A 25,184-nucleotide genomic window follows, 5' to 3' on the forward strand; every position below is an offset into this window, starting at 1 on the left:
GCCCTGCCGTTCCTTCCAGCTTGCCGGGTTTAAGCGTCAGATCGGCGAGAAGAGGTCGACGACCTGCTGTCCGACCGGTGGCTGCTGGACTTCCGTCAGACGGCCGCGACCTCCATAGGAGATTCGGGCTTCGGCGATCCGCTCATACGAGATCGTGTTGTCGGCATCGACGTCCTGCGGGCGGACGATACCGGCGACGTTGAGGATGCGGATCTCGTGGTTGACGCGCACCTCCTGCGAGCCGGAGATCAGCAGGTTGCCGTTCTCCAGGATGCCGGTGACGACCGCCGCCACGAGAAGCGTCAGCTTTTCCGAGCGTTCGGTCGAGCCCTTGCCCTGGGTGCTGGTGTCGGAGCCCGAGGCGAGTTCGCCGGTCGTTTCCGGTGGCTTGTAGCCGAAGAAATCGGCACTGGTCGACCAGTTCATGCCGCTCGAATTGGTTCGGCTGCGGTCGGTCTCGTTGTTGAACGACGCCTTGTCATTGATCTGGATATTGACCGTGAGGATGTCGCCGACATTCAGGGCGCGGGCATCCTTGAACAGTGCCGACTGGCTGTCACTCCACAGCGAATAGCCGCTTGCCATGGCGCGAGGCTGTTTCGGGTAGAGCGCCATCTGCGGCGTCTGGCTGTATCGCAGGCCGCTGCCGATCGGGCTCATCGATGGTGCGTTGCCGATTTCCTTCAGGGTCTGGCTTTGGCATCCAGCGAGAAGGAGCACGGCCAGGATAGCCGGGGAACGCTTGATCATGACGGGTCCTTCGAAGTATTCGGATCGGCGGCGCTCGACATGATGGCCGCGACCATGGCGGCCTTTTCGGCTTCCATTTCGCTGAGGATGAGGCTCGACTGGCGGGCCGGCAGTTTCATGATGATGGCGGCGGCGAGAAGCGGGTTGACTTCCTGAAGCTGCGGCGCGGCGGCATCCGCCTTCATCTTCTTGTATATCTCGACGAGATTGCCTTCCGCCTGCTTCATGAAGGCGTTGCGCTGTGTCAGCCAATCCTCGTATTCGGCGCGGCGCTGCTCGAGCACGGCAATGCGCTGATCGACGTCGGCCTGGAGCTTTTCCAGCTCCTGCTTCTGCAGCAGGTAGCGCTGGTCGCGCGCCGGGTCGGCGATGCTGGTGCAGAACTGCTGGATCTCGGCCTGCGAGGCCGTGTCGAGGGCAGGCTTCTGCTCCTGGGCGCTGCCGGAGGCAAGCGGCAGGAGCGCCATGCCGGCGACGAGAGCCAGGCTGCGCAGGCGGGGCGAAAATACGGTCGAGGTCATGAACTTCATTGCAGGACGAGCTCCGCTTGCAGTGCGCCGGCCGACTTGATGCCCTGCAGGATGGCGATGATGCCGTCCGGCTTCACGCCGATATTGTTGAGGCCGCTGACGAGGGTGCGCAGATCCGGCCCCTCGACGATGGCGACATTGCCGCCCTCCTTCTGGGCCAGGATGTCGGTCTGTTCCTGGACGGCCGTCTGGCCGCGGGAGAAGGGCTCGGGCTGGATGATCTGCGGCGTCTCGGTCACCTGGACCGTCAGGGTGCCGTAGCTCACGGCAACCCGCGAAACACGGACCTCGGCGCCGATGACGATCGTGCCGGTACGCTCGTTGATCACGACCTTCGCCGGCGAATCGGTCTCGACCATCAGGTTCTCGATGTCCGCCATCAGGCGGGCGAGATCGGCGGTGCGTGGCTTCTGCACGATCACTTCCTGGCTGTCGCGCGCCTCGGCGATCGGCGCGCCGAAGGCGGCGCGGGCAAAGGCGTTAACCGTGTCGGCGATGCGGATCGAGGTCGTGAAGTCCGGGTTGCGCAATTGCAGGACGAGGTTGACCGAATCCTTGAATTTGGAGGGCAGTTCGCGTTCGATGATCGCGCCGTTCGGAACGCGGCCGGAAGTGGTAATGCCTTCCTGGAGATTGGCCGCCTGGCCCTGGGCATTGAAGCCGGAAACGATGACCGAGCCTTGCGCCACGGCATAGATCTGGCCGTCGGCACCGGTGAGCGAGGTCATGACGAGCGTGCCGCCGCGCAGCGAGGTAGCGTCGCCGAGCGAGCTGACGGTCGCGTCGATGCGGCTGCCGGGGCTGGAAAAGGGCGGCAGCGTCGCCGTCACCATGACGGCGGCGACGTTCTTGGCATTGGACTGGCCGCCTTGGGTCGAGATGCCGAGATTTTGCAGCATGGCGCGCATCGACTGCTCGGTAAACGGCGAGGAACGCAGGCTGTCGCCCGTGCCCTGCAGGCCGACGATCAGGCCATAGCCGATCAACTGGTTGTCACGCCCCGACTGCAGCGAGGCGATGTCCTTGATGCGCGAACCCGCGGCCTCCGCGCCGATCACGGGCCAGAGCAGCGCCGCAAGAACGACGAGCGCGATCCTGGACAAGCGGAGAATCTTCATTTCGCCATCACCTGTACTGTTCCGTCCGCCAGCACCGTGCCGGTGACGATGACGCCCGAATCGAGATTGCGGACCTTGATGACGTCGCCGACCGAGGCATCGGCAAGCGGCGTGCCGGAGGCGGAGATCGTCATGTTGCCAAGGGTGAAGGTCAGCCGGACATTGGCGCCGCGGTTGATCGCATAGGGCGGCCTGAGGCTTGCGACCGGAATGGTGCGTCCGGGCAGGAGCGTGCGCTTGGAGATCATGCCTTCGACTTCGGCGATCGATTGCGCATAGCCGCCGGCGATGTTCGGATTGGTGACCGCGACTTCCTCGAGCTGGGTGGCCGACACGGTTTCGCCGGGATAGATGGTCTGGGTCGGCACCACCGCAAAGCCCTGCGCCAAGGCGGCATGCGGCGCGGCCCACGACAGGGACGCAGCGACGGTCACGGCGACCGCCGCCTGGGCCAGGTGTCTCTTCATCCGGCGAAACCTCATGTTTGCCTGCCTCCGTGCTTACTTCAGGTTCTTGCTGACGATCTGAGCCATTTCGTCGGCGGTCTGAATGACCTTGGAGTTCATCTCGTAGGCCCGCTGGGCCGAGATCATGTCAGTGATTTCCTTAACGGAATCGACGTTCGACGACTCGAGGTAACCCTGCTTGATGTAAGCGAAGCCCGGATCTTCCGGAGCCGCCACGATGGCCTCACCCGACGCGGCCGTCTCGGCGAACAGGTTGTCGCCGAGCGGCTTCAGACCGGCCTCGTTGGCAAAGTTGGCGATCGTCAGCTGGCCGACATCGGTGTAGTCGGAACTGTTGCCGACGCGAACCTGGACCTGGCCGGTGCGCGAGACGACGACTTCGCTGGCATCCTGGGGAATGGTGATGCCAGGCACGACGGCATAGCCGTCGATCGTGACCAGCTGGCCATCGGCATTGGTGTTGAAGGCACCGGACCGGCTGTAGAGCGTCGTACCGTCGGGCGATTCGATCTGGAACCAGCCGCGGCCGACAAGGGCCATGTCGAGCTCGTTCGAGGTCTGGGCGAGTTCGCCCTGGGTATGGATGTTGCGCACCGCCGCCGTCTGCACGCCGAGACCGATATTGGCGCCTTCCGGCACGATCGCCTGGTTGGCCCGGTTCGGCACGCCCTGGGCGCGCTCGGTCTGGTAAAGCAGGTCGGTAAACTCGGCCCGGGCACGCTTGTAGCCGGTCGTGTTGATGTTGGCGATGTTGTTCGCAATTACTTCAAGATTGGTCTGCTGGGCATCCATGCCCGTGGCTGCGATGGCGAGCGCTCTCATGTGTTCGTCCTCAAATTCGCTAGATCTGCATCTTGGTTATTTCGAGATAGGCGGAGACGATCTTGTCGCGCAGCGCGATCGCGGTCTGCAGCGACTGTTCCGCCGCCAGAACCGCATCGACCACTTCGCGCGTGTTGGCCTTGCCGGTGATACCTTCGAACGAGGCCACTTCGGCCTGCTTCAGGTTGTTCACGGTGGAGTTGGCCATGTCGCCGAGCACGCTGGCGAAGCTGACGCCGGTCATGCTGCCGGGGGTGGAGCCGACCGTCGTGGTGGTGGAAGATGTGGCATCGGTCGTGATGCTGCCGAGGCCGGAGACCTTGGTGAGCGAGCCGACGTTCTGGATTTGATCGATCATTGCGAGGCTTTCAGAAGAGCAAGGGTCTGGGACAGCAGCTCACGGGTCTGCTTGATTGTCTGGAGATTGGCCTCATAGGTGCGGTTCGCTTCCCGCATGTCGCCCATCTCGATCAGGATGTTGACGTTCGGCATCTTGACGACGCCGTTCTCGTCGGCCGCCGGATGGCCGGGCTCATATTCCTCGATATAGTCGGAATCATCGACGCCGATCGTCTTGACCTTCACCACGTCGGTGCCGCTGGCGCGATCGAGTTCGGTGCCGAAGGTCACCGTCTTGCGACGATAGGGGTCGGCGCCCGGCGTATCACCGGTCGAGCGGGCATTGGCGATGTTCTCGGAGACGATGCGCAGGCGGGTGGACTGGACTTCCAGGCCGCTGCCGGCGATCTTGAGAGCTGCACTCAAAGGATCAGTCATTTTATCTCTTCACCGTCATCAGCATCATGCGATGGAAGGAAGCGACGAGGTTCGTATTGAGCTCGTGCTGCCGCTTGATTTCGCCGGTCTTGGTCAGTTCCTCGGCGATCGAGACCGAATTGCCGGATTCCTGCATGCCGATCTCGTCGTTGAGTTCGGATTCCTTGATCGCGATATTGTCGTCGCTGAGATCACTCAGCGCCATGTGATTGGGATTGGTCCGCGCCATCTGCACCGTGGTCGTGGTATCGAGGACGGCGCTGAAGGGCGTGATGTCCTTGGACAGGTATTTCGGGGTGCTGGCGTTGGCAATGTTGCTCGCCACAACCTCCTGGCGTACAGATAGCCACTCGGCCTGCCTGGACGCCAGTTCGAAGAGCTGGATGGGTTGCATGGACTTTTCTCCGCCATTTTCTGTCCCGAACCTAGAGCGGTAAACTTGCGTGGGACTTACGGAGACAGACAGCCGGGATTTGCGGTCGACAAGCGGGAGGGAGACGCACGGGCCATGTCGTTCAAGGATCGAATCGATGCCGGGGAACAGCTCGCGGACGCGCTGGAGCGGTTGCGCGGCGAAGATGTGGTGGTGATTGCCCTGCCGCGCGGTGGCGTGGAGGTCGCTCTGCCCGTCGCCCGTCGCCTCGGCGCGCCGATGACCCTGCTGATAGTGCGCAAGATCGGCCTTCCGAGCCAGCCGGAACTTGCCATGGGGGCCATCGTCGACGGCGACAAGCCGATCACCGTCCGCAACGAGAGCGTCATCGGCTTTTCAGGCGTGGAGGAGGCAGAATTCGACGCGGTCGTCGCGCGCGAACTTTCCGAGATCCACCGCCGCCAGGCTCTCTATCTGGGCGGACGCAAGCCGGTGCCGATCGAAGGCCGCGTGGCCATCGTCGTCGATGACGGCATCGCCACCGGCGCCACCGTTCGAGCGGCGCTGAAGGGATTGAGGGCGAGGAAGCCGGCGAAGATCGTGCTGGCCGTTCCCGTCGCCTCCGAAGATGCACTGGGCATGTTGAGGGACGACGCGGACGAGGTCGTCGTGCTTGAAGGCTTGAGCGCGCTTGGCGCGATCGGGTTCAGCTATCGACACTTTCCGCAGTTGTCCGATGCCGACGTGATTGCGGCGCTCGACGCGGCGGAGACCCCGGTCCAGAACTCCTGAACCGGGTTCGACAGCTCGCGGATCAGTCGTTCTCGTAAACCTCGCCGGTCGAGGTGACGATCACCCACTTGCCGTCGCGCTGCTCAAGCGTCGCCACGCGGCTGTTGTCCGGCAGGATGGAGCCGACGCGGACCATGAACATGCCCGAGCTGTCCTCGATGAGGGCGCGGCCATTGGCGACGTGCAACAGGCGAAAGCCGCTACGCCCCGGGAACGGCTGGGCTTCCGGCATCTCGTCCCCGGCGGGCTTTTCGGCGCCAAGCTTGGACACGGTAGCAGTTATGAGCGGATCGACCTGCGTGCCGGTCGACTCCCCGCCGCCATCATCATCCTTGTCGACCATGGCGAGCGGAGAGACGCTGAAGACATTGCGACCCGGCCCCTCGGGCAGATCGCGCGTGCGCTCCCAGTCGGCGACGCGGACACCGAACTTCTCCTCGTTGAAGAACACGTACCAGGGAAAGAAAGCTGCAGCGCAGGCCAGCGCCACGCCGGTCGCGCCCAGTATGCGGTCGGTCGTCAGTGTCCGCCTGGGCGCCTTGGGCTTCAGCGGCGCTACTGTTTCGTCAGCGTCGAAATCGGTCACGGTCACCCTCTCGTTCTTGCTGCCGCGGCGGGCTGGTTGCCGCCCAGGGCGGCCTTCAACGCGTTCGCCAGATCGGCATAGGCATCGGCGGCCGGCTTTTCGCCGGGCGTCTGTTTCAGGACTTCATAGATTACCGGCACCTGCTTGATCGCCATATCGAGATCCGCATCGCTGCCGGGGCGATAGCCGCCGATGAGACGCAGGTCACGGGTCTCCTCGAAGCGGTGGACCAGCGTCTTCAGCCGGGAGACGAGCTTTTCCTGATCGCCGGTCCAGGCCTTGCGCGCCAGACGCGAGATCGAGGTCAGCGGATTGATCGGCGGGTAGCGGCCCTCGTCGGCGAGACTGCGGTCGAGCACGATGTGGCCGTCGAGAATGCCGCGGGTGGAGTCGGCGATCGGATCGTTGTGGTTGTCGCCGTCCACCAGGATGGAGATGATCGCAGTGATGGTGCCGGTACCTTCTTCTCCGGGGCCGGCGCGCTCGAGCAGGCGCGGCAGTTCGGTAAAGACCGAGGCCGGATAACCGCGGGCGATCGGCGGCTCGCCGGCGGCGGTCGCCACTTCGCGGATCGCATGGGCGAAACGCGTGACGCTGTCGACGATGAACAGCACGTTCTCGCCCTGGTCGCGAAAATGCTCGGCAATGGTCATGGCGGTCAGCGGCGCCATCTTGCGCAGCATCGGGCTTTCGTCGCTGGTGGCGACGACGGCCACCGACTTCGCCATGTTCGGGCCGAGCGTGTCCTCGATGAATTCGCGCACCTCACGGCCACGTTCGCCGACCAGCGAGATGACCACCTTGTCGAAGGCATCGGCACGCGCCAGCATGGACAAAAGCGTGGACTTGCCCACGCCGGAGCCGGCGAAGATGCCAAGGCGCTGGCCGAGGCAGAGGGGCGAAAAGATGTCGATCGCCCTGACCCCGGTGCGAAACCCCTTTTCGACACGGCTGCGTGTCATCGAAGGCGGCGCGCTGTTGGAGATCGCGCGGCGAACCGAGCCGGGGGCGAGAGCCGGGCCGCCATCGATCGGATCGCCGAGCGCGTTGATGGTGCGACCACACCAGCTGTCGCCAGGGGCGATGCGGAAGGCGCCCTTGCGGATCACCACGTCATGGATGCCGATCGGCTCGCCCGGCTCGATCGGGCAGACATAGGCGAGATCCGGCTCGACCCGAACGACCTCACCCAGATGAACGCCCGTACGGCTGCGATGGGCGACGAACTCGCCGAGACGCAGGTGGCGCGACAGACCGGACACCGTGTAATGGCCGGCCGCAATGGTGCGCACATGGCCACCATGGGTGACGGAATAATCCGGATTGGCGTAACGGGCGGCGAGCCCGGCCATCTGGGTAAGCTTGGGGGACAGCACGGGCATCTGCGGCATCTCTTCCGTCATGGATCGAGGGCTTCGGGCTCAGGTCCGGGATCAGCTCGAACCGCCGAGAACCTTGATCGCGTCGCTGAGGGAGGATTCGCTGTCGCGCATCAACGAGCTGATGCTCTCGAAGGCGCGATTGACCTGGATGAGCTGGGTCATCTCGCCGATGCCGTTGACATTGGAATTCTCGAGGTAGCCCTGCATGATCGATACTTCGGGATTGTCCACCACCGGCTGGGGCTGGTCGACCATCGATACGCCGCTGTTTTCATAGCGGACGAAACCCTTGGAGATATCGGCGGTGAACAGTCCGATGGTCGCCACCTGGCGGTCGTCCTGGATGATCTTGCCATCGGCACCGACGGCAGGCACGCCGCCCGCGCGGTTCAACTGGATCGGCGCGCCGCCGGCGTCAAGCACCGGATAGCCGCGCACCGAGACCAGTTCGCCGGTTTCCTTCATGGTGAAGCGCCCGTCGCGGGTCAGAACCTGGCCGGCCGGCGTGTCGATGGCGAACCAGGCGTCACCCTTGATGGCGAAATCGAGCGCATTGCCGGTTTGCGCGAGTTCGCCGTTCTTGGTCGACAGGTAGTCGTTACCCTGGTTGACGAAGGCGATCTTCGCATTGATGTCGTTCTGCGTCTTGCTCAACACCTCGTCGAACTTGACCTCGGTGGAGCGGAAGCCAACCGTGTTGAGGTTGGCCATGTTGTCGGCAATGGTTGTCAGACGGCGCTCGAGCGCCATCTGCGAGGACAGGGATACATATAATCCGGATTGCACTTAGCTGCCTCCGAGCTTCAGGGAGTTGATGGATATGAGAAGGTCCGGCGAGATGCCGTAACCCGACGAGGAGCCGAAGACCGCCAGCGGATCGTAGTTTTCCGAGGGGTTTTCCATTTCCCACATCGCGGTGAAACGCTCCAGGAACTTGCCGGTCTTTTCAGTGTCCTGGAAGTCCTCTATGTCGAGCACGCGCTCGAAAAACTCCGCCTGCTGATCGATGTTTGCGGCGGCGAACTCCATCGGCAGCTGCAGCGTGGTGCGAACCACCTGGGCCAGCGCATCATCGGCAAGGATGTCCATGGCGGAGGTAATCTTCGAGGCATTGCGTTCGAAGTAGAGCGCCAGGCGAACGCCGGTATTGTCGTTGCCGGCCTCCTGCTCGAGCGTCTCGCGCATGTAGAGGTCGACCACGCCCTGCTGGGCCTTGTCGAAAGAGGTGGCCGCTGCACCCTGGGCCTCGAAATTGAGCGAAGTGGCAAGGTTGGCGTAGCGGCTGTCGGTCAACTGGTTGGCGAAGGCATCGTCCTTGGTGACCCCTTCGGTCAGGACCTTGCGGATGAAGGCCTTGGCATAGGCCATGTCCTCCAGCCCGTGCGCCTTCAACGCATAGTTATAAAGACGCGTATCGGCCATGAATTCGTCGACGGACTTGATGTCGCCGATATTCGACAAATAGTATTCGGTCTCGCGCGCCACGTCCGGTGCCTTTGCGACGCGTTCGATGGACTTGTCGATGTTCTGCGTAATCTGCTGGTAGCTCGTGTAAGTCGTCGTCACGGTCGTTGCGCCTTTCGATATGGACAATCGGAAAATGCGTCCGTTATCGCTCTTCTTGCGGCAAATGGCTTGCGCGAAGCTGTCTGTAGGTTCACAAACCGTCAACGCCCGGGGTTCAGCCTCACGCAAGGCAAGGCCCGTATCGCTTGTGCTGAAAAGCAACGTTCAGATGCGGGCACAAAATGAATATCATCATCGGACTCGTGATTACCTTCGGCTGCGTCCTCGGCGGGTTCATGGCCATGGGTGGCCACCTCGACGTTCTCGTGCAGCCGTTTGAGCTGGTGATCATCGGCGGAGCCGGCCTCGGCGGCTTTATCATGGCCAACCCGATGAAGGTCGTGAAAGACTCGGGCAAGGCGCTGATGGAGGCGTTCAAGCACGCGGTTCCCAAGGAACGTGCCTATCTCGACGTGCTGGGCGTGCTCTATTCGCTGATGCGCGACCTGCGAACCAAGTCGCGCAACGAGATCGAAGCCCATATCGACAATCCCGACGAGTCCTCCATCTTCCAGGCCGCCCCGAGCGTCCTGAAGAACAAGGACCTGACCGCATTCATCTGCGACTACGTCCGCCTGATCATCATCGGCAATGCCCGCAGCCATGAGATCGAGGCGTTGATGGACGAAGAAATCAACACCATCCTGCACGACAAGATGAAGCCCTACCACTCGATCATCGCCATGGGCGACAGCTTCCCGGCGATCGGTATCGTCGCGGCGGTTCTCGGCGTCATCAAGGCCATGGGCAAGATCAACGAATCGCCGGAAGTGCTCGGCGGCCTGATCGGCGCGGCGCTGGTCGGCACCATGCTGGGCATCGTGCTTTCCTACTCGATCTGCAATCCGATCGCCGCCCAGATCAAGATCGTCCGCACCAAACAGCATCGCCTCTACATCATCGTCAAGCAGACGCTGCTCGCCTACATGAACGGCTCGGTGCCGCAGGTGGCGCTGGAATACGGCCGCAAGACCATCTCCTCCTACGAGCGTCCGTCGATCGACGCGGTCGAGCAGGAAATGATGAACCCCGGCGGTGAGAACAAGGCGGCATGACGATGACCGAGCTCGAGACAAAACCCGCGCCCGCCATGGACCACGCCCTGCTCGCCCGCCTGACCGGGGCGCTTGGAGACCGGGCGACCGTCGCCAAGCTCTGCTCGGAATTCGGCGATCTCTACATGGAATTCCTGCCCGACATCTTTCACAGCGAGACCGGGCTGGCGATGGAAGTCGCCTATGCCGGCCACGAAAGCGGCCTGATGAGCGAACTGATCGCCGACCTCGGCGACAACGTCGTCCTGGCCGACACGCAGTTGCGCAACTGGTGCCCGCATTTCACTCTCGCCTGCGGCAACGGTTTCATCATCACACTGATGGAAAACCTGCTCGGCGCCCTGCCGGAGACGATCGAGGAGCCGATCCATCGGCCGCTGTCGCGTATCGAGCTCGACCTGTCGTCCATGGTGTTCGACAAGATCGCCAATGTTCTGCGTTCGGGCGTCAACGCGCCCGGCGGCTTCGAACCCTTGATCGACATGCCGCACAATGCAGAAGATCGCCCGAAGCCGGACGCCGACCATATCGACCCGTTCGCCGCCACCATCAAGATGCGCATCCAGCTGGGCACGGTAGCTTCCGAATTCTACCTCGTCGTGCCGCAGAAGGCTCTGCTGAAGACCGTCGTGACGGTGCCGAAGTCGAAGAACCAGATGTCGCGAAACAAGAAGGAATGGGCCGAGCAGATCGCCGAACAGGTGCGCCGCTCGCAGGTCACGCTGCAGGCAAAGATCCGCCTTCAGACCTTGACGCTGAACACCATTTCGCGGCTTGCGGCCGGCGACGTCATCCCGTTCCGCGACAAAGGCGACGTCATGGTGGATGTCAGCGCCAACGGCAAGGAAATGTACCGCTGCGAGTTCGGCCGGGCGGGGGAACACTATACCGTGCGGGTCAAGGACAATGTCAGCAGCGAAGACGAGATACTGAAACATTTGATGGGCTAAGCCACTCGGCCCGCCTTGGCGGCAAGGCAGGTTGGGGCAAGTTTCAACGGGAATAATCAATCCATGGCTACGAAGAAGACCCCCATTATCGAAGACGACGCGCTGGCGATGCCCGGCAGCGATACCGATTTCGACCAGGCGATCGACGACCTGCGCGGCGTGCTGAAGAGCGATGCCGAAGGAACGCTGCCGGATCTCGGCTCCGATTTCGGCGGCGGGATTGGTGACGACTTCGCCATGGGTGCCGGCAAGTCCGATCCGCTTTCGGCATTCGAGAGCGATTTCGGCGGCGGTGCGCTCGACACCCCGTCGGCCGGTTTCGGCGGCGGCGACACTTTTGCCGGTAGCGCTTTCGGCGAGACCTCCTTCGGCGATACGTCCCTCGGCGACACATCCTTCGGCGCGATGCCGGGCACGTCTTCGGAGCCGGGCAGTGCGCTGAACGCCAATCTCGACCTGATCATGGACATTCCGATCGATGTACAGATCGTCCTCGGTTCGAGCCGCATGCAGGTTTCCGGTCTGATGAATCTCGAGGAGGGCGCCATCATAGCGCTCGACAAGAAGATCGGCGAACCCGTCGAGATCATGGTGAACGGCCGGCGCATCGCGCGCGGCGAGATCACCGTGCTCGAGAACGACGATACGCGCTTCGGCGTCAAGCTGATCGAAGTGATGGGTAGCAAGATGTCCTGACCCGCTCCCGGGGCCAGAGAGGAAAGACCATGATGGACTTTGACGATTTCGGCGGCCCCATGACGGGAAAACCGCTGTCCCAGGCAGACAAGGCGGCCGCGGTGCTGCTGGCCATGGGCAAGGGCGTGGCCGGGAAACTGCTGAAATATTTCACCCAGGCTGAACTGCAGACGATCATCGCCTCGGCCCAGACGCTGCGGACCATTCCGCCGGACGAACTGCAAGACCTCGTCAACGAATTCGAGGACCTGTTCACCGAAGGAACAGGCCTGATGGACAATGCCAAGGCGATCGAGAGCATTCTCGAAGAGGGCCTGACTCCGGAAGAGGTCGATGGCCTTCTCGGCCGCCGCACCGCGTTCCAGGCCTATGAATCCTCGATCTGGGACCGCCTGCAGGATGCCGATCCGGATTTCATCGCCAAGTTCCTGATGCGCGAGCATCCGCAGACGGTCGCCTACATCCTGTCGATGCTCCCGTCGTCCTTCGGTGCCAAGGTGCTGCTGAAACTGCCGGAAAGCCGGCGCGCCGACATCATGAACCGAACCGTCAACCTGAAGGGCGTCAGCCCCAAGGCCGCCCAGATCATCGAGAACCGGGTCCACGACCTGATTGCCGAGATCGAAGCAGAGCGCAATTCGACGGGTTCGGCCAAGGTTGCCGAACTGATGAACGAGCTGGAGAAGCCCGACGTCGACACGCTGCTCAACTCGCTCGAGACGATCAGCAAGGCAGCGGTCGACAAGGTTCGCCCGAAGATCTTCCTGTTCGAGGATCTGCTGGCCATGCCGCAGCGCAGCCGCGTCATGCTGCTCAACGACATCTCCGGCGATATCCTGACGATGGCGCTGCGTGGCGCCTCGGCGGAAATCAAGGAATGCGTGCTCTCGGCCATCAGCCCACGCTCGCGCCGCATGATCGAATCGGACCTGCAGACCGGAACCACCGGCATCAATCCGCGCGAAATCGCGATTGCCCGCCGCGCGGTGGCCCAGGAAGCCATCCGCCTCGCCAATGCCGGTCAGATCCAGCTCAAGGACACCGAAGGCGACCAGCAGGCCGCCTGAAGCCCGAGCGGCTGTTGAAAACTGATGACTCGCAGCGCCCGCCGATTGTATGCCAATCGGCGGGCGTTTAGCGTCATGGGGAAATCGGCGGGATTTCCGACAGCCGGCCCCGGTGTAGGTCAGACGACCTGAACCGGCGGCGAGCGCCCGGAAGTGGACAGCGGTGCGGCCATTCCGCCCGCATTCCTGACAGACGAGGCAAAAGGCGTGTCCGAGGACAAAGACAGCAAGACAGAAGACCCGACCGAGAAGAAAATGCGCGACGCGGCGGAGAAGGGCAACACCCCGATGTCGCGCGAGGTGCCGATCTTCGCCGGGGCGCTCGCCTTTTATCTTTACCTCGTGTTCTTCCTGCCCTCCGGCGTCACGCGCATTGGCGAATCATTGCGCGACCTGTTCGAGCAGCCCGACCAGTGGCGAATCGATACATCGACCGATGTCGTCTCGCTGTTCACCCATCTCGCCTGGGAAGCCAGTGCCCTCCTCCTTCCCGCGGTCGCGCTCATCATGGTGTTCGGCGTCTTAGCGAGCGTCTTGCAGCACATGCCGAGCTTCGTGCTCGAGCGCATAAGGCCGCAAGCCTCGCGGGTCTCGCTGGCCAAGGGCTGGGAGCGGCTGTTCAGCGCCAACGGCCTGGTCGAGTTCGGCAAGTCGCTGTTCAAGATCGTCATCGTCTCGACGATCATGGTCTTCGCCCTGAAGTCGGAATATTTCGGCACGCTGGACGCGATGTTCTCCGATCCGCAGGTGATCTTCGTCAAGTTCGCCGCGATCCTGAAGAAGATCATGATCGTCATCCTGCTGGCCACCTTCGTTCTCGCGGTGGTCGACTTCTTCTGGACGCGGCATCACTGGTACAGCCAGTTGCGCATGACCAAGCAGGAGATCAAGGACGAACACAAGCAGTCCCAGGGCGACCCGATCATCAAGGCCCGCCAGCGCTCGATCGCCCGCGACCGCGCCCGCCGCCGGATGATCGCAAACGTGCCGCGCGCCACGCTGGTCATCACCAATCCGACCCATTACGCTGTGGCACTGCGCTATGTGCGCGAGGAAAACGAGGCGCCGGTGGTGATCGCCAAGGGCCAGGACCTGGTGGCGCTGAAGATTCGCGAACTCGCCCGCGAAAACAATATCCCCATTTTTGAGGACCCGCCGCTCGCCCGCTCCATGTTTGCGCAAGTCTCGGTGGATAGTGTCATCCCGTCGATATTTTACAAAGCCGTCGCGGAACTCGTCCATCGGGTTTACGCCGCGAAGGCGCAGAAGAGACGGGTGCGCTAACTGCGATGAAAAAATGCCCCTACACCACCCAGCGTGAACGCATCGTGGCCGAAGCGATCAGCCCCGTGGCCACCGAATTGCGGCTGCTCGATGCGGCGGACCTGATTTCCCTTCTGCGCTTCGAGCTCTACGGGAACATCGCGGATCTCGTCTCTTCAGCGGCCGAGCTCTACTTCCACCCGGGAACCGTCAATTTCGGCGCAGGCGGCGAATATCGCCTCGAATGGGGCGGTGTTCCGGAGGTCGTTCTCGACCTCGAGATCAAGCCGAGGGATGTGACGATCTATGCCCAGCTCAAGCTCACCGACGAGCATGCCGGGATCGAGATCAACCACATAGCCTTCCAGCAGCCGTCTGGCGACCCCGACGAGAATACCCGCATGTTGGAACGCCGGCTCAGTGAGGCGCGCTTCGTCAAGTCGCGATCCGACGAGCTTTACTCCTGAATCGGTGGCTGCGCCCAAAGCGCTTGCGGTTTAAGCTGGGCGCGGCGACGCCCTATCGGAAAATGATCAGATGATGTAGCCGAGGCGGATCGCCTTGGCGATCGCCTGGATGCGGTTGACCGAATCGAGCTTCAGCGTGGCTGATCCGAGATAGGAATTCACCGTGTGCACCGAAAGCTTGAGATGGACGGCGATTTCATCGCTGATCCGCCCGTCGCCCGCCAATTGCAGGCAGGCGATCTCCCGCTCGCTCAGCGCTTCCGTCGGCATCGCCCGGCGCTCGTCGAGCTGCAGGATTTCCGTCATGATCTTGCAGCAGCGGCCGTGCACATCGAGGATCACCTCGCCGGGCAGGTCGACCGAACCGGTTGTCGGAAACATCACGTAACCGTTGCCGACGGCCCCCAGACGCACCGGAAAGGCAATGCCCGAATAGGCCAGCACGCGCGGCTTGAGCTGCACGACGAAGGGCACGAAGTCGGAGGCCTCGGCGAAGCCGTCGCTTTCCTCGGCGCTCCACAGGACCGGCAGCAGCGAGGTCTCGATGTGCCCGAGCAAGGTCTCCCCATAAGCGGCGATGAAGGGTTCGCTGCCCATCCCGTGGGCCGCCGGCCAGTTCTCGTATTCCGCCACCAGCCGGCGCTTCGAAAGCATGCCGGAACCGGTCACGCGCAGCACGGCAAAACCACGCGCATGCAGGGCGCGTTGCAGCGAGACCAGCTTGGGGAAGATGTCCGAGCGGGACGTCACCTGACGGGAGGTTGAGGCCTTGAGGTCCTCCCGTACGGTTTCGAACGGCCCTTCCGGATATGCCATGCCTGCGCTTCCCTTCTTGCTAAACGAGATTGTTGCGGACCGCATAGGCGATCGCTTCGGAGCGCGTCTTCGTCGCCGTCTTGCGCATGACGCTGGTGATGTAGTTGTTGATGGTGTTCTTCGAAATGCCGAGGATGGTGGCGATCTCGTCGCTGGTCTTGCCCTCGGCGATCCAGAACAGGCATTCCAGTTCCCGTTCGGTCAGCTCGAAATCGCGATCGCTCTTCTGCGCCTTGCGGGTCGACAGGCTGACGCAATAGCCGGCGAGCAGTCCGACCTCGCGCAGCAGTTCCGGCGACAGGACGAAATTCTCCTCGAACAGCAGCATCAGGGCGAAGCGGGTGCGGCCGACGCTCACGGTCAGCGAGACATATTGCCGACTGATGCCCGGCGGCACGCCGGCGTCGTCGGGAAGCAGGTCGAACTTCGGTTGCACCACGGAGAGGCACTTCTCGAGCTCGGTCGAACGCGAATAGTTGGCGGTAATTTCGCTCTCCAGCCGGCGTACCAGATCGAAGGGCCAGTTGGACGAGACGACAAAATCCAGACCGTGCTCCTGGACCAGGTCGTAGCGCGCCAGGAAATAGTGCGAGGCGCCCACGTAATCGCTGAGCACGGCAAGGCTAGCGCTCATGTGCTCGGCCTGGGAAGCGATCGCCAGCTTGCGGATCAACTGGTCCCGGGACGAAAGCCGCGGCCCGGGGTCGGCCACCGACGCAGGCGCCCTTCCACTCGCGGCCGATGCATCGGCTAGCTCCGCATTCATTCTGTTGCCCCCTCAAGGACGAAACTCTGATCGCGATGGTATCGCGCCAATCATCCGGGATACCGCCCTGCCCCGAATGCCGCTTCGCTCGTTCTTGTCAGCTAACGAATCATAGCCATCCTAGAAGATAAAGAGCCAAAGATCACAGTCTCGAATCGATATGTCCCCAACTTGCCGATTTTGGCGCATTCATGGCAAGGGTGCCACGAAGACCTGTCGCAGGGACGGCTTCGCTGCCGGGCTAGCCAGGACGGGCGGCAGACCGCTCAAACGAAAACCGCGCCGGGCTTGCCGACGCGGTCGTGTTGATAATCGGTCGTTGTCAGGCCGCCTTGTCGATGGCCCATTTGCGCAGGATCTTGGCGGCACGCTCTTCCGAGATCTCCACCATGCGCGACAGACGGCGCTCCGGCCCTTCCTTGACCCGGCGGTTGAAGCCGCCGCTGGCATCGTCGCCCATGGTCAGGAGGTCGTCGGTGCTGTCGAAGCCGAAGTCGGCGCCGAAGCCCTCCATCAGCGAGCCGCCTGCCGGGCCAGCGAGCGCCGGCGAGAAGTCCGGCAGTTCCAGACCGGCGGCCTCTTCCACGCCGCCGGCGATGGCGGCAGATCCGCCACCGGCAGCGCGAACCATCGGACGGATGCCCATCCAGACGATCAGGAAGGCGACGGCGACGAAGGCGAGCGAGTTGATGATGCCGCCGAGATTGCGGTTCAGGGTTTCCATCAGGCCCGGGCCGGAGGCGGATTCCTGGAGCAGTTGGTTCTCGAGGAAGTCCATGGCCGTCAGGGTGACGAGGTCACCGCGCTCGGTGTCGAGACCGGCCGCCGTGGTGACGATCTTCTGCATCTCGGCCAGATAGGCATCGATCTTGGCCTGGTCGACCGGCTCACCGACCATGGTGGCGATGCGGCCCTTGTTGACGACGACGGCAACCGAGATCTTCTCGACGGTGTAGCTGTTCTTCACAGTCGCGACCGTCTTGCTGTTGATCTCGTAATTGGTCTGCTCTTCCTTCTTGTCCTGCTCGTCGGAGGACTGCGGTCCGGCGGTGGCACCCTGGACGTCGCCCTGCGGAATGTTCTGTTCGACGGTCGCGGCGTTGTCGGCCTGCTTGCTCTGCGAGCGCAGGTTTTCCTTGGTGACGCGAACCGAACGCTCGACCCGCGATTCCGGATCGTAGATCGTTTCCTGGATCTGCTGCGTATCGGTGTTGAGCTGGGCCGTGACCGACGAACGGAAGTTGTCCATGCCGAGGAACGGCGCGAGCGCCTTGTCGATGTTGGATTCGATCTCCTGCTGCACCGACTGAACCACGCCGAGCGAACGGTTCGCAGCGCCGCCGCTCTCGTCGCCGGAAGCCAGAAGCTGGCCGGTCGAATCGAGAATGGTGACATCCTCCACGTCGAGGCCAGGAACCGAGGAGGCAACCAGATGGCGGATCGACGCGGCCGACTTGCGGCCGGTCTCGGTCGAGGCGCGCACCATGACGGAGGCCGTCGGCTTCTGGTCGCCGCGGCGGAAGTTGCCGACATCGGGCATGACGATATGGACGCGCGCGGCGGCGATGCCGCTGATCTGCTGGATGGTGCGGGCGACTTCCCCTTCAAGGGCACGGACCCTCGTCACTTCCTGCATGAAGGAGGTGAGGCCGAGCGAACCGACATTGTCGAACAGCTCGTAGCCGGCATTGGCGCTGTTGGGCAGCCCGCGCTCGGCAAGAAGCAGGCGGGCCTTGCCGGTCATGCCGACCGGCACCTGGAGGCTTTTGCCATCGGTGCCGACTTCAAAATCGATACCGGCCTCGGCAAGGGCGATGCTGACCTGATTGAGATCCGAGGTTTCGAGCCCGACATAGAGGGTTTCGTAGGCCGGCTTGTTGACGAAAATCGCGGCCGCGATGATGAGAGCGAAAGAAACGACGCCGACACCGGCCATTGCCAGGAGCCGGGTCTGCCCCAGCGACGCCAAGTTCTTAAAGACTTGAAGCAATTGATTTAACAGATTCATTCTGTCTCGCACCATCACAAGAAGGGTCTTGGGGCTTTTGCCCTTGGCGCGACACTAGAAATCGAAACTTGTGCGAGCGTTTCGTGGCGGGGGATTTGCCGGCTTCATCGCGGCAAATCGTCCCGGCTCGCTTCGGCGCCCCTACAAGAGGCGGCGCCTTGATCAGAAGAAGTCGAAATCCCCAGCAGCCTTGCTGAGCGGCTGCGAATGACCGTGACGCAGGCCGGCGCCCAGCGCCTTCTGCATTTCGGCGAGCTTGACCAGGCTGAGCGCCGTGCTCATGTCGACCGCCCAGTCGGAGGGGATCGAACCGGTGATTGTATCGATGAATTCGGCCAGACCACGGGTCTTCTGGACCGCAAGGTCGATGCCCTGCAGCACCTTGATGCTGTCCGGATGCTCCAGCACCTTGGAGCCGCCTAGCTCCAGGAGCTGCGGCTCGATACGTTCGATCAGGTAGGCGACATCGTGCAGTTCCGACACGACGCGCATCATGATTTCCGGCAATGCCTCTTCCACGTCGGCCGTCCCCAGTTTGTTTTCGTTTGGCATCCGGATTCCAGTTTTTAAAAGAATTCGATTGAGCTCTCGACGGGTTTCGAGACAGGAACGGGACGCTGCTCCAGCGCCACGGTCTTCTGGGTCTCGGCCCCCGTCAGCGGATACTGCCTTGCCCGGCCGCTGACCGGCCAGAATTCCAGTTTGCGACCGTGCTCTCCGCCCGTAGAGGAGCCGACCACCTTGATGCCTTCGTCACGCAGGAACTGCATGGCAAAGGCCGCATTCTGCTCGCCGACATTGGAAAACGTGGCGATCGTCTTGGCGCCGCCGAACACCTTGGCCTCCAGCCGGTCGCGGCGTGCGCCCTGCTTCAGCAGACCATTGATCAGCAGTTCCATCAGATGGACGCCGTAGCGGGTCGCATCCCCGCCGCCGGAGCCGGGATTGGCCGAACCGGGCAGCAGGAAGTGATTCATCCCGCCGACACCCGTCACCGGATCCCGCAAACAGGCAGCCACGCACGAACCCAGGATGGTGGACAAGACAACGTGAGGATCGTTGACGACCTTGAACTCCCCCTGGATGATATGGACGCGCCTAGCTGCACTGTCGTCTATCATTTCAGCGCTCCGAATACCGCCTCGATGGCAGCCTTCATCTTTTCGATGGTGAAGGGCTTGGCGAGAACGTTGTTCGCGCCGAGCTGGGCGGCCTTCTGCACCAGCGCACGGTCGCCCTGGGCCGTCAGGATGATGAAGGCCGCCTTCTTCGTGTTCGGATTGGTGCGAACATGCTGGAGGAAGACCAGGCCGTCCATCTTCGGCATGTTGAAGTCGGAGATGACCAGATGATGGGGCTGCTGCTCCATGATCTTCATACCCTGCTCCCCGTCGCCGGCGGCAGTGATCTGCTTGAAGCCGAGCTGGGTCAGGGCGTCGCTCAGAAGCAGGCGACTGGTGACCTGATCGTCGACGATCAGAACTTTGATTTTTTCGGCAAGAGACATTTATTCGATACCTTCTTTTCGGGCGGCAGTAAGTTTGAGGATTTCCTCGCCAATGGAACCAAGCGGCCATTGCTGTTCGACGGCGCCTAATTCATGGGCGACGCGGGGCATCCCATAGACAACGCAGGTCTTCTCGTTCTGTCCGATGGTGCGCGCACCGGCGTGGCGCATCTTCAGCAGTCCGGAAGCCCCGTCGCGGCCCATGCCGGTCAGGATGACCCCCACAGCATTTCGTCCCGCCAGTTCCGCAACGGAATCGAACAGCACGTCCACCGAAGGACGGTGCCCGTTCACCGGCGGTCGATCGACCAGCCGGCAGCTCGGTGCGTGGGCATTGACCACCTGCAGATGGCGGTCGCCGCCCGGGGCGAGATAGATCTTGCCGATTTCAAGTCTGGCTCCATCGGTCGCCTCCTCCACGACCGGGGCGCAGAGACGATTAAGCCGTTCTGCGAAACTTTTGGTAAACGTCGGCGGCATGTGCTGCGTAATCACCGTCGGAGGGCAATTGCGCGGAAACTTTTGCAGGACGGTGATCAGCGCCTCGACGCCGCCGGTGGACGAACCAATGGCGACGATCTTGCGGCCGACCCGGAAATCGTTGGCAGGAGTATTCGCCGGCGGGGCAGCCTTCGGCGCTGTCTGATAGCGATGCTGCGAGCGCGCCGCGGCCTTGACCTTCTCCGCCAGATCACCGAACGGCCGGGCATCGCCCGGCGCCGGCTTTCCGACGCAGTCGAAGGCGCCGATCTCCAGCGCGGCAAGGGTCGCCTCGGCGCCGCGATGGGTCATGGTCGAGACCATGATGACCGGCATGGGCCGCAGCTTCATGATCTTGTCGAGGAATTCCAGCCCGTTCATGTTCGGCATCTCGATGTCGAGGGTGACGACATCGGGATTGAGCTGCTTGATGGCGGCACGCGCCTCCATCGCATCGCCGGCCTGGCCGACGACGCTGACCTCGGGATCGGAATTGAGCACGGCCGAGATGAGCCCGCGCATGGTCGGGCTGTCATCGACGACGAGGACGCGGGCGGGACCGCTCATGCGCGCCCTCCCGTGTATTTGCCGGTATAGCGATAAGTCGTGATGCCGATATTGTCGAAATGGTTCTTCGCGTCGCCGGAAACGCGTTCGGAATGGCCGATATAGAGGTGGCCGCCATCCGGCAACAGGCCGGCGAAACGCGACCAGATGCGCTGCTGCGTCGGCTCGTCGAAATAGATCACGACGTTGCGGCAGAAGATCACGTCGAAATTGCCCTTGAACGGCCATTGCGACATCAGGTTCAGTTCGTTGAACGTGATCAGCTTCTTGACGCGGTCATCGACCTGGAACTTGCGGCGGCCATTGACGTCGACCTCCCTGAACCACTGCTTGCGCATGGCCGGGTTGACGGTCTCGAGCGCGGTCTCGTCGTAGCAACCGGCCCGGGCGAGCGCGAGGATCTTCGGATCGATGTCGGTCGCAAGAATCTTGAAGTCATAGTCGGCGACGTTCGGCATCAGCGACAGGACGGTGAGCGCGATCGAATAGGGTTCCTGGCCGTCGGAACAGGCCGCCGACCAGATGCGCACCCGACCGCCGCTCTTGGCGCGATTGAGGAGCCCCGGCAAGACATCGGACTTGAGGTGGTCGAAATGGTGATTCTCGCGGAAGAACCGGGTGAAGTTGGTCGTCAGATGCGACAGCATTTCGCGCCGCTCCTGGGCCCCTTCCTGCGAGGCAACCAGGCTGCAATAGGCGCGGAAACCCGAAAGCCCCAGATTGCGGATATGCTTCGACAGTCGCGAATAGACCAGCGACGCCTTGGATTCATTCAGGGAAATGCCGGCATCCGAATAGATCATCGCGGCGATCTCATTGAGGTCGCGGCGGGTCAGCGGATATTCGCCGCTGGCCAGGACCTCATCATCCGATTGGCGGGAAGAGGTATTGATGGCAAGCGTCATGCGGCCTCGCTTTCAGCGTCGGGGAAGAGAGCACCAAGCTCGATGAGACAGATCATCCGCTTGTCGATCGCGAGAATGCCGCGGGCATATTGTTTCTCGAGGTCGGAGGAGATCTCCGGCGTCGGCTGTATGTTGTCGTCGCTGACGGTCAGGATGTCGGACACGGCTTCGACCAGCAGGCCCACCACCTTCGCCCCGACCTGGGCGACGATGATGACATGGCGCGCTTCCGGCTCGACCGGCTTCATGCCGAGCCGGATCGAGAGGTTGATGATCGGCAGCACTGCGCCGCGCAGGTTGATGACGCCCAGGACATAGGACGGCGAATGCGGCAACGGGGTCGCGGGTGTCCATCCGCGGATCTCGCGCACCGACATGATGTTCACGCAAAACTCCTGATCGCCGATACGAAAGGCGATGAGTTCGCGCCCACCTTCAACCAAGTTTTTCACCGCATACGACATCATACTAACCTGCGACAGCTAAGGACATTTCCTGTTTGAGCGACTGACCGCGCGAGGCAGCGACGACCGCATCGACGTCGAGGATGAGCGCGACGCGGCCATCTCCGAGGATCGTTGCCGCGGCGATACCCGGCACATGGGTGTAGTTTGCCTCAAGACTCTTAATAACGACCTGACGCTGGCCCTGGATGGCATCGACCATCAGGGCACGCTGGCCGCCGCCTTCGGACTCGACCAGAAGGGCGACGCCCTCGATCGGGTTGGCCTGGATGTTGCGGAAGTTCAGGATCCGGCCGACGTCGACCAGCGGGCAGAACGAATTGCGGATCGAGATGAGACGCTGGTTGGAACCGAAGGAATGGATGTTCTGGGCTTCCGGCTGCAGGGTCTCGACGATCGCGGTGAGCGGGACGACGAGCGTCTGGCCGGCAACCGTGACCACCATGCCGTCGAGAACGGCGAGCGTCAGCGGCAGGCTCATGGTGAAGGTCGAGCCATGGCCCGGACGCGAGGTGATCGAAATACGACCTCCAAGCGCCTGGATCGAACGCTTGACCACGTCCATGCCGACGCCGCGACCGGAGATGTCGGAGATCTTGTCGGCGGTCGAGAAGCCGGGCGCGAAGATCAGGTTGTCGATCTCTTCATCCGTCAGGTTGGCATCGGCGGCGATCAGTTCGTTGTCGATCGCCTTCTGCTTGACGCGCTCGCGGTTGATGCCGGCACCATCGTCGACCAGTTCGATGACGATACGGCCCGAACGATGCTTGGCCGTCAGCTTGATCGTGCCTTCCGGATCCTTGCCGGCGGCGGCGCGCTTTTCCGGGCTCTCGATGCCGTGGTCGACGGCGTTGCGGATCATGTGGGTCAGCGGCTCGGCCAGCTTGTCGATGACCGTCTTGTCGACTTCGGTGTTTTCACCTTCGGTGACGAGGCGGATCGACTTGCCGACCATGTCGGCCACTTCGCGAACGATACGCGACATGCGCTGGAAGACCGGCTTCACCGGCTGTGCGCGGATGGCCATGACCGAGTCCTGGATCTCGCGGGTAAGCTGCTGCAGCTCCTCGAGGCCCATGTTGACCGCGGACGTGCCGGTCGCATCGTTCTCGATGACGCTCTGCGACAGCATGGCTTGGTTGATCACCAGTTCGCCGACCAGGTTGATCAGGCGGTCGACGCGATCGAGATCGACGCGGATAGTCTGGCCGGCGGCGGCGTTGTTCTGGGCGGCGGCGGCCGCTGCGGCGGCTGCGGCTGCGGGCGTCTCCTTCTTCTCGTGCTTGGCGGCGCCGGCAGCGAGCTTGACCACATTGCTGGCGGTCTCGGCGGCGGCGACGGCCTGGTCGACGGCGGTGCCTTCGCCGGCGCCGTCGAGGATCGAAAGATCAAAGGGAACAGGAACCATCGGCGGCTCTTCGCCGGCCGGCGCCACATCGGCCTCGGAGCGCAGCTTGATGTCAAGGTCGCAATCCCACTCGGCGAATTCGAAGACGGAGCGGATGCCCTCCTCGCCCTTGTCGGTGGTGATCTGCAGCTTCCACGAAAAATAGGAGGCTTCCGGATCGATGTCGTCGAGCGAAGGCAGGCTGTCCATGTCGCAATGGACGCTCAATTCGCCGATGCGCGACAGGTCGCGCAACAGAAGAGCGGCCTCGTTGCCCTTGGCATACAGCTCGCGGCGCGGCTTGAAGGAAACGTCGAAGGTCGGCGTAGCGCTCTCCGGCTCACCGCCGAAATCGTCGTCGAAGGAGAACGGGATCGGCTGGAATCCGCTGTCGTCGCTCGGCGCGGGTGCGGCCACCGGCGCGGCGGCCTTGGCGGCCGGCGCAGCTGCCGGGGCAGGCGCGGCGGCCGCGTGCGGGACCTCGCCATTCGCCAGCGCATCGAGTTCCTTCACCAGTCCGCTCGAGCGGGACGGATCCACACTTCCACCATCGCGGGAGGCGGTCACCAGGTCGGCGAGCACGTCGGCCGACTTGAGCATGACCTTCATCACCTCGGGGCCAGGCTCCAGCTTGTTGGAACGAACGCAATCGAGAGTGGTCTCGAAGACATGCGCGAAGGCCACGAGGTCATCCAGACCGAAGGCACCGGCGCCGCCCTTGATCGAGTGCACGGCGCGGAACACGGCGTTGACCGTTTCCGGGTCGCGATCCCCATCATTCATTTTGAGAAGACCGGATTCCAGTTCAGCGAGCTGCTCCTCGCATTCCTGGAAGAAGATCTCTTTGATTTCGTTCATATCCATAGGAGAAAATCCTGGGCTTTAAGCGGTTACACGCTCGATGGCATCGATCAGTTTGGTGGGATCGAAAGGCTTGACAATCCAGCCGGTCGCACCGGCCTGGCGGGCGCGGTTCTTCTTCTCCGCGTCGCTTTCCGTCGTCAGGACGAGGATCGGAACGGCACGGTATTTCTCGTTGCGCCGGACACCTTCGATGAAGCCGAAGCCGTCGAGGCGCGGCATGTTGATGTCGGTGACGATGACGTCCGGATTGCATTCCTCGAGGACTTCCAGCCCCTCGATGCCGTCCTCAGCCTGGATGGTCTCGAAGCCCGCATTGTTGAGCGTGACCAGGAGCATGTTCCGGATGGTCCTGGAATCATCCACGGTAAGCACTTTTTTCTTCATTGCCGGATCTCCTTGGCGAGCAGATGATCTACGTTCACGCCTATCAGTTGAAGTGTCTTGAGAAAGGCATCGGAGGCCTTGACGTAGGTGAAGGGCTTCTTGTCCGCTTCCCATGCCTTGGCCCCTGCCACCAGGATCTGCGCGCATTGCGCGCCGACGCGCTCGACACCCGAAGCATCGATCGCCACCGCGCCACCGCGCAGGGACATGAGGTTGGCCTTCAGGTTGGAGGCCTCGTTCAGGTCGAGCACAGCGGACAGTTTCAAGCTCTTCTGTTCGCCTTTCTTAGCTGCCATCAGTTCTTTCCTTGTCTGGAGGGCCTTGCACAATCCGACCGTTCCGTTCGTCCCGCGGACTCTTCATCCGTTGTTCCGA

General features: G+C 62.6%; 31 protein-coding genes. 7 read left to right on the forward strand and 24 right to left on the reverse strand.

Features of this window, described 5'->3' with window-relative positions; all coding sequences use genetic code 11:
- Nucleotides 1-36 precede the first annotated feature (36 nt).
- Genes flgH through flgB form a run of 8 tightly spaced genes read right to left on the reverse strand, consistent with a single transcriptional unit; the run spans nt 37 to nt 4,858 of the window.
- Nucleotides 37-750, reverse strand: coding sequence for a flagellar basal body L-ring protein FlgH (gene flgH / locus RHIZ70P_RS00560; protein WP_115668442.1), 714 nt, complete (start codon nt 748-750; stop codon nt 37-39).
- Nucleotides 747-1,280 (reverse strand): MotE family protein, encoded by a 534-nt coding sequence (locus RHIZ70P_RS00565; protein WP_115668443.1) that lies wholly within the window; start codon nt 1,278-1,280, stop codon nt 747-749. The genes flgH and RHIZ70P_RS00565 overlap by 4 nt, the downstream gene beginning before the upstream one ends.
- Nucleotides 1,277-2,398, reverse strand: a complete 1,122-nt coding sequence (locus RHIZ70P_RS00570; RefSeq protein ID WP_115668444.1) for a flagellar basal body P-ring protein FlgI — start codon at nt 2,396-2,398, stop codon at nt 1,277-1,279. Before RHIZ70P_RS00570 ends, RHIZ70P_RS00565 begins: the two co-directional genes overlap by 4 nt.
- Nucleotides 2,395-2,880 (reverse strand): flagellar basal body P-ring formation chaperone FlgA, encoded by a 486-nt coding sequence (flgA, locus tag RHIZ70P_RS00575; RefSeq protein ID WP_115668445.1) that lies wholly within the window; start codon nt 2,878-2,880, stop codon nt 2,395-2,397. Before flgA ends, RHIZ70P_RS00570 begins: the two co-directional genes overlap by 4 nt.
- A gap of 18 nt (nt 2,881-2,898) precedes the next feature.
- Nucleotides 2,899-3,687 (reverse strand): flagellar basal-body rod protein FlgG, encoded by a 789-nt coding sequence (gene flgG / locus RHIZ70P_RS00580; RefSeq protein WP_115668446.1) that lies wholly within the window; start codon nt 3,685-3,687, stop codon nt 2,899-2,901.
- Between the two features lie 19 nt (nt 3,688-3,706).
- Nucleotides 3,707-4,045 carry a flagellar hook-basal body complex protein FliE gene (locus tag RHIZ70P_RS00585; RefSeq protein ID WP_115668447.1) on the reverse strand — a complete coding sequence of 113 codons (339 nt, stop codon included), beginning with the start codon at nt 4,043-4,045 and terminating at the stop codon, nt 3,707-3,709.
- Nucleotides 4,042-4,464, reverse strand: coding sequence for a flagellar basal body rod protein FlgC (gene flgC / locus RHIZ70P_RS00590; RefSeq protein WP_115668448.1), 423 nt, complete (start codon nt 4,462-4,464; stop codon nt 4,042-4,044). Before flgC ends, RHIZ70P_RS00585 begins: the two co-directional genes overlap by 4 nt.
- A 1-nt stretch (nt 4,465) precedes the next feature.
- A complete protein-coding gene (gene flgB / locus RHIZ70P_RS00595) occupies nt 4,466-4,858 on the reverse strand; it encodes a flagellar basal body rod protein FlgB (RefSeq protein WP_115668449.1) in 393 nt (130 codons plus the stop codon).
- Between the two features lie 114 nt (nt 4,859-4,972).
- On the opposite strand from flgB, the gene RHIZ70P_RS00600 reads away from it, so the two are divergent.
- Nucleotides 4,973-5,629: a phosphoribosyltransferase gene (locus RHIZ70P_RS00600; RefSeq protein WP_115668450.1), complete on the forward strand. Its 657-nt coding sequence runs from the start codon at nt 4,973-4,975 to the stop codon at nt 5,627-5,629.
- 22 nt (nt 5,630-5,651) lie between these two features.
- Here RHIZ70P_RS00600 and RHIZ70P_RS00605 read toward each other — a convergent pair whose 3' ends face one another.
- Genes RHIZ70P_RS00605 through RHIZ70P_RS00620 form a run of 4 tightly spaced genes read right to left on the reverse strand, consistent with a single transcriptional unit; the run spans nt 5,652 to nt 9,163 of the window.
- Complete coding sequence (locus RHIZ70P_RS00605) at nt 5,652-6,215, reverse strand: flagellar protein (protein ID WP_115669015.1); 564 nt, start codon at nt 6,213-6,215, stop codon at nt 5,652-5,654.
- A 2-nt stretch (nt 6,216-6,217) separates the two neighbouring features.
- Nucleotides 6,218-7,618: a flagellar protein export ATPase FliI gene (gene fliI, locus RHIZ70P_RS00610; protein ID WP_115668451.1), complete on the reverse strand. Its 1,401-nt coding sequence runs from the start codon at nt 7,616-7,618 to the stop codon at nt 6,218-6,220.
- A 30-nt stretch (nt 7,619-7,648) separates the two neighbouring features.
- Nucleotides 7,649-8,383, reverse strand: coding sequence for a flagellar basal-body rod protein FlgF (flgF, locus tag RHIZ70P_RS00615; RefSeq protein WP_115668452.1), 735 nt, complete (start codon nt 8,381-8,383; stop codon nt 7,649-7,651).
- The gene (locus RHIZ70P_RS00620) at nt 8,384-9,163 is read right to left on the reverse strand and encodes a DUF1217 domain-containing protein (protein ID WP_115668453.1); all 780 of its coding nucleotides are present in this window, start codon (nt 9,161-9,163) and stop codon (nt 8,384-8,386) included.
- Between the two features lie 182 nt (nt 9,164-9,345).
- Between RHIZ70P_RS00620 and motA the strand changes: the two genes are divergently transcribed.
- The 6 genes from motA (at nt 9,346) to RHIZ70P_RS00650 (ending at nt 14,661) form a co-directional block, all read left to right on the forward strand.
- Complete coding sequence (motA, locus tag RHIZ70P_RS00625) at nt 9,346-10,218, forward strand: flagellar motor stator protein MotA (RefSeq protein ID WP_115668454.1); 873 nt, start codon at nt 9,346-9,348, stop codon at nt 10,216-10,218.
- The gene (locus RHIZ70P_RS00630) at nt 10,215-11,168 is read left to right on the forward strand and encodes a FliM/FliN family flagellar motor switch protein (protein ID WP_115668455.1); all 954 of its coding nucleotides are present in this window, start codon (nt 10,215-10,217) and stop codon (nt 11,166-11,168) included. Before motA ends, RHIZ70P_RS00630 begins: the two co-directional genes overlap by 4 nt.
- Nucleotides 11,169-11,231: 63 nt before the next feature.
- Entirely contained in the window at nt 11,232-11,864 is a 633-nt protein-coding gene (fliN, locus tag RHIZ70P_RS00635) for a flagellar motor switch protein FliN (protein WP_115668456.1), read from the forward strand.
- A gap of 29 nt (nt 11,865-11,893) precedes the next feature.
- A complete protein-coding gene (fliG, locus tag RHIZ70P_RS00640) occupies nt 11,894-12,931 on the forward strand; it encodes a flagellar motor switch protein FliG (protein ID WP_115668457.1) in 1,038 nt (345 codons plus the stop codon).
- Between the two features lie 186 nt (nt 12,932-13,117).
- Complete coding sequence (gene flhB, locus RHIZ70P_RS00645; protein ID WP_419178263.1) at nt 13,118-14,215, forward strand: flagellar biosynthesis protein FlhB; 1,098 nt, start codon at nt 13,118-13,120, stop codon at nt 14,213-14,215.
- A 5-nt stretch (nt 14,216-14,220) separates the two neighbouring features.
- Entirely contained in the window at nt 14,221-14,661 is a 441-nt protein-coding gene (locus RHIZ70P_RS00650) for a hypothetical protein (protein WP_115668458.1), read from the forward strand.
- A gap of 66 nt (nt 14,662-14,727) precedes the next feature.
- On the opposite strand, the gene visR is transcribed toward RHIZ70P_RS00650, so the two are convergent.
- From visR to RHIZ70P_RS00710, 12 genes are all read right to left on the reverse strand, one after another.
- On the reverse strand, nt 14,728-15,477 hold the full coding sequence (gene visR, locus RHIZ70P_RS00655) for a transcriptional regulator VisR (RefSeq protein WP_115668459.1): 750 nt from the start codon (nt 15,475-15,477) through the stop codon (nt 14,728-14,730).
- 19 nt (nt 15,478-15,496) lie between these two features.
- On the reverse strand, nt 15,497-16,243 hold the full coding sequence (visN, locus tag RHIZ70P_RS00660; protein ID WP_115668460.1) for a transcriptional regulator VisN: 747 nt from the start codon (nt 16,241-16,243) through the stop codon (nt 15,497-15,499).
- A 322-nt stretch (nt 16,244-16,565) separates the two neighbouring features.
- A complete protein-coding gene (gene fliF / locus RHIZ70P_RS00665; protein ID WP_181903911.1) occupies nt 16,566-18,251 on the reverse strand; it encodes a flagellar basal-body MS-ring/collar protein FliF in 1,686 nt (561 codons plus the stop codon).
- A gap of 162 nt (nt 18,252-18,413) precedes the next feature.
- Nucleotides 18,414-18,803: a chemotaxis protein CheT gene (cheT, locus tag RHIZ70P_RS00670; RefSeq protein ID WP_115668462.1), complete on the reverse strand. Its 390-nt coding sequence runs from the start codon at nt 18,801-18,803 to the stop codon at nt 18,414-18,416.
- Nucleotides 18,804-18,817: 14 nt separating this feature from the next.
- A complete protein-coding gene (cheD, locus tag RHIZ70P_RS00675) occupies nt 18,818-19,372 on the reverse strand; it encodes a chemoreceptor glutamine deamidase CheD (RefSeq protein WP_115668463.1) in 555 nt (184 codons plus the stop codon).
- Nucleotides 19,369-19,758, reverse strand: a complete 390-nt coding sequence (locus tag RHIZ70P_RS00680; RefSeq protein ID WP_115668464.1) for a response regulator — start codon at nt 19,756-19,758, stop codon at nt 19,369-19,371. Before RHIZ70P_RS00680 ends, cheD begins: the two co-directional genes overlap by 4 nt.
- Complete coding sequence (gene cheB, locus RHIZ70P_RS00685) at nt 19,759-20,805, reverse strand: protein-glutamate O-methylesterase CheB (protein WP_115668465.1); 1,047 nt, start codon at nt 20,803-20,805, stop codon at nt 19,759-19,761.
- A complete protein-coding gene (gene cheR / locus RHIZ70P_RS00690; RefSeq protein ID WP_115668466.1) occupies nt 20,802-21,710 on the reverse strand; it encodes a protein-glutamate O-methyltransferase CheR in 909 nt (302 codons plus the stop codon). Before cheR ends, cheB begins: the two co-directional genes overlap by 4 nt.
- Complete coding sequence (locus RHIZ70P_RS00695; protein ID WP_115669017.1) at nt 21,707-22,174, reverse strand: chemotaxis protein CheW; 468 nt, start codon at nt 22,172-22,174, stop codon at nt 21,707-21,709. The genes cheR and RHIZ70P_RS00695 overlap by 4 nt, the downstream gene beginning before the upstream one ends.
- Nucleotides 22,175-22,178: 4 nt before the next feature.
- Entirely contained in the window at nt 22,179-24,425 is a 2,247-nt protein-coding gene (locus RHIZ70P_RS00700; protein ID WP_115668467.1) for a chemotaxis protein CheA, read from the reverse strand.
- An 18-nt stretch (nt 24,426-24,443) separates the two neighbouring features.
- On the reverse strand, nt 24,444-24,809 hold the full coding sequence (gene cheY1 / locus RHIZ70P_RS00705) for a chemotaxis response regulator CheY1 (protein ID WP_075641521.1): 366 nt from the start codon (nt 24,807-24,809) through the stop codon (nt 24,444-24,446).
- A complete protein-coding gene (locus tag RHIZ70P_RS00710) occupies nt 24,806-25,105 on the reverse strand; it encodes an STAS domain-containing protein (RefSeq protein ID WP_115668468.1) in 300 nt (99 codons plus the stop codon). Before RHIZ70P_RS00710 ends, cheY1 begins: the two co-directional genes overlap by 4 nt.
- Between the last annotated feature and the right edge of the window lie 79 nt (nt 25,106-25,184).

This window comes from Paenirhizobium selenitireducens ATCC BAA-1503, assembly GCF_900492185.1.
GTDB lineage: Bacteria > Pseudomonadota > Alphaproteobacteria > Rhizobiales > Rhizobiaceae > Allorhizobium > Allorhizobium selenitireducens_A.

Bases quoted from the DNA above. Each gene is read 5' to 3' on its own strand.
- RHIZ70P_RS00680 (WP_115668464.1), bottom strand. From the start codon at position 19,758: ATGTCTCTTGCCGAAAAAATCAAAGTTCTGATCGTCGACGATCAGGTC.
- RHIZ70P_RS00700 (WP_115668467.1), bottom strand. From the start codon at position 24,425: ATGGATATGAACGAAATCAAAGAGATCTTCTTCCAGGAATGCGAGGAG.
- cheY1 (WP_075641521.1), bottom strand. From the start codon at position 24,809: ATGAAGAAAAAAGTGCTTACCGTGGATGATTCCAGGACCATCCGGAAC.
- visN (WP_115668460.1), bottom strand. From the start codon at position 16,243: ATGAATGCGGAGCTAGCCGATGCATCGGCCGCGAGTGGAAGGGCGCCT.
- visR (WP_115668459.1), bottom strand. From the start codon at position 15,477: ATGGCATATCCGGAAGGGCCGTTCGAAACCGTACGGGAGGACCTCAAG.
- fliN (WP_115668456.1), top strand. From the start codon at position 11,232: ATGGCTACGAAGAAGACCCCCATTATCGAAGACGACGCGCTGGCGATG.
- cheR (WP_115668466.1), bottom strand. From the start codon at position 21,710: ATGACGCTTGCCATCAATACCTCTTCCCGCCAATCGGATGATGAGGTC.
- fliI (WP_115668451.1), bottom strand. From the start codon at position 7,618: ATGACGGAAGAGATGCCGCAGATGCCCGTGCTGTCCCCCAAGCTTACC.
- RHIZ70P_RS00600 (WP_115668450.1), top strand. From the start codon at position 4,973: ATGTCGTTCAAGGATCGAATCGATGCCGGGGAACAGCTCGCGGACGCG.
- RHIZ70P_RS00710 (WP_115668468.1), bottom strand. From the start codon at position 25,105: ATGGCAGCTAAGAAAGGCGAACAGAAGAGCTTGAAACTGTCCGCTGTG.
- cheT (WP_115668462.1), bottom strand. From the start codon at position 18,803: ATGCCAAACGAAAACAAACTGGGGACGGCCGACGTGGAAGAGGCATTG.
- fliF (WP_181903911.1), bottom strand. From the start codon at position 18,251: ATGAATCTGTTAAATCAATTGCTTCAAGTCTTTAAGAACTTGGCGTCG.
- RHIZ70P_RS00630 (WP_115668455.1), top strand. From the start codon at position 10,215: ATGACGATGACCGAGCTCGAGACAAAACCCGCGCCCGCCATGGACCAC.
- RHIZ70P_RS00585 (WP_115668447.1), bottom strand. From the start codon at position 4,045: ATGATCGATCAAATCCAGAACGTCGGCTCGCTCACCAAGGTCTCCGGC.
- fliG (WP_115668457.1), top strand. From the start codon at position 11,894: ATGATGGACTTTGACGATTTCGGCGGCCCCATGACGGGAAAACCGCTG.
- motA (WP_115668454.1), top strand. From the start codon at position 9,346: ATGAATATCATCATCGGACTCGTGATTACCTTCGGCTGCGTCCTCGGC.
- flgA (WP_115668445.1), bottom strand. From the start codon at position 2,880: ATGAGGTTTCGCCGGATGAAGAGACACCTGGCCCAGGCGGCGGTCGCC.
- cheB (WP_115668465.1), bottom strand. From the start codon at position 20,805: ATGAGCGGTCCCGCCCGCGTCCTCGTCGTCGATGACAGCCCGACCATG.
- flgH (WP_115668442.1), bottom strand. From the start codon at position 750: ATGATCAAGCGTTCCCCGGCTATCCTGGCCGTGCTCCTTCTCGCTGGA.
- flgB (WP_115668449.1), bottom strand. From the start codon at position 4,858: ATGCAACCCATCCAGCTCTTCGAACTGGCGTCCAGGCAGGCCGAGTGG.
- flgC (WP_115668448.1), bottom strand. From the start codon at position 4,464: ATGACTGATCCTTTGAGTGCAGCTCTCAAGATCGCCGGCAGCGGCCTG.
- RHIZ70P_RS00570 (WP_115668444.1), bottom strand. From the start codon at position 2,398: ATGAAGATTCTCCGCTTGTCCAGGATCGCGCTCGTCGTTCTTGCGGCG.
- RHIZ70P_RS00650 (WP_115668458.1), top strand. From the start codon at position 14,221: ATGAAAAAATGCCCCTACACCACCCAGCGTGAACGCATCGTGGCCGAA.
- flgG (WP_115668446.1), bottom strand. From the start codon at position 3,687: ATGAGAGCGCTCGCCATCGCAGCCACGGGCATGGATGCCCAGCAGACC.
- RHIZ70P_RS00695 (WP_115669017.1), bottom strand. From the start codon at position 22,174: ATGTCGTATGCGGTGAAAAACTTGGTTGAAGGTGGGCGCGAACTCATC.
- cheD (WP_115668463.1), bottom strand. From the start codon at position 19,372: ATGATAGACGACAGTGCAGCTAGGCGCGTCCATATCATCCAGGGGGAG.
- RHIZ70P_RS00565 (WP_115668443.1), bottom strand. From the start codon at position 1,280: ATGAAGTTCATGACCTCGACCGTATTTTCGCCCCGCCTGCGCAGCCTG.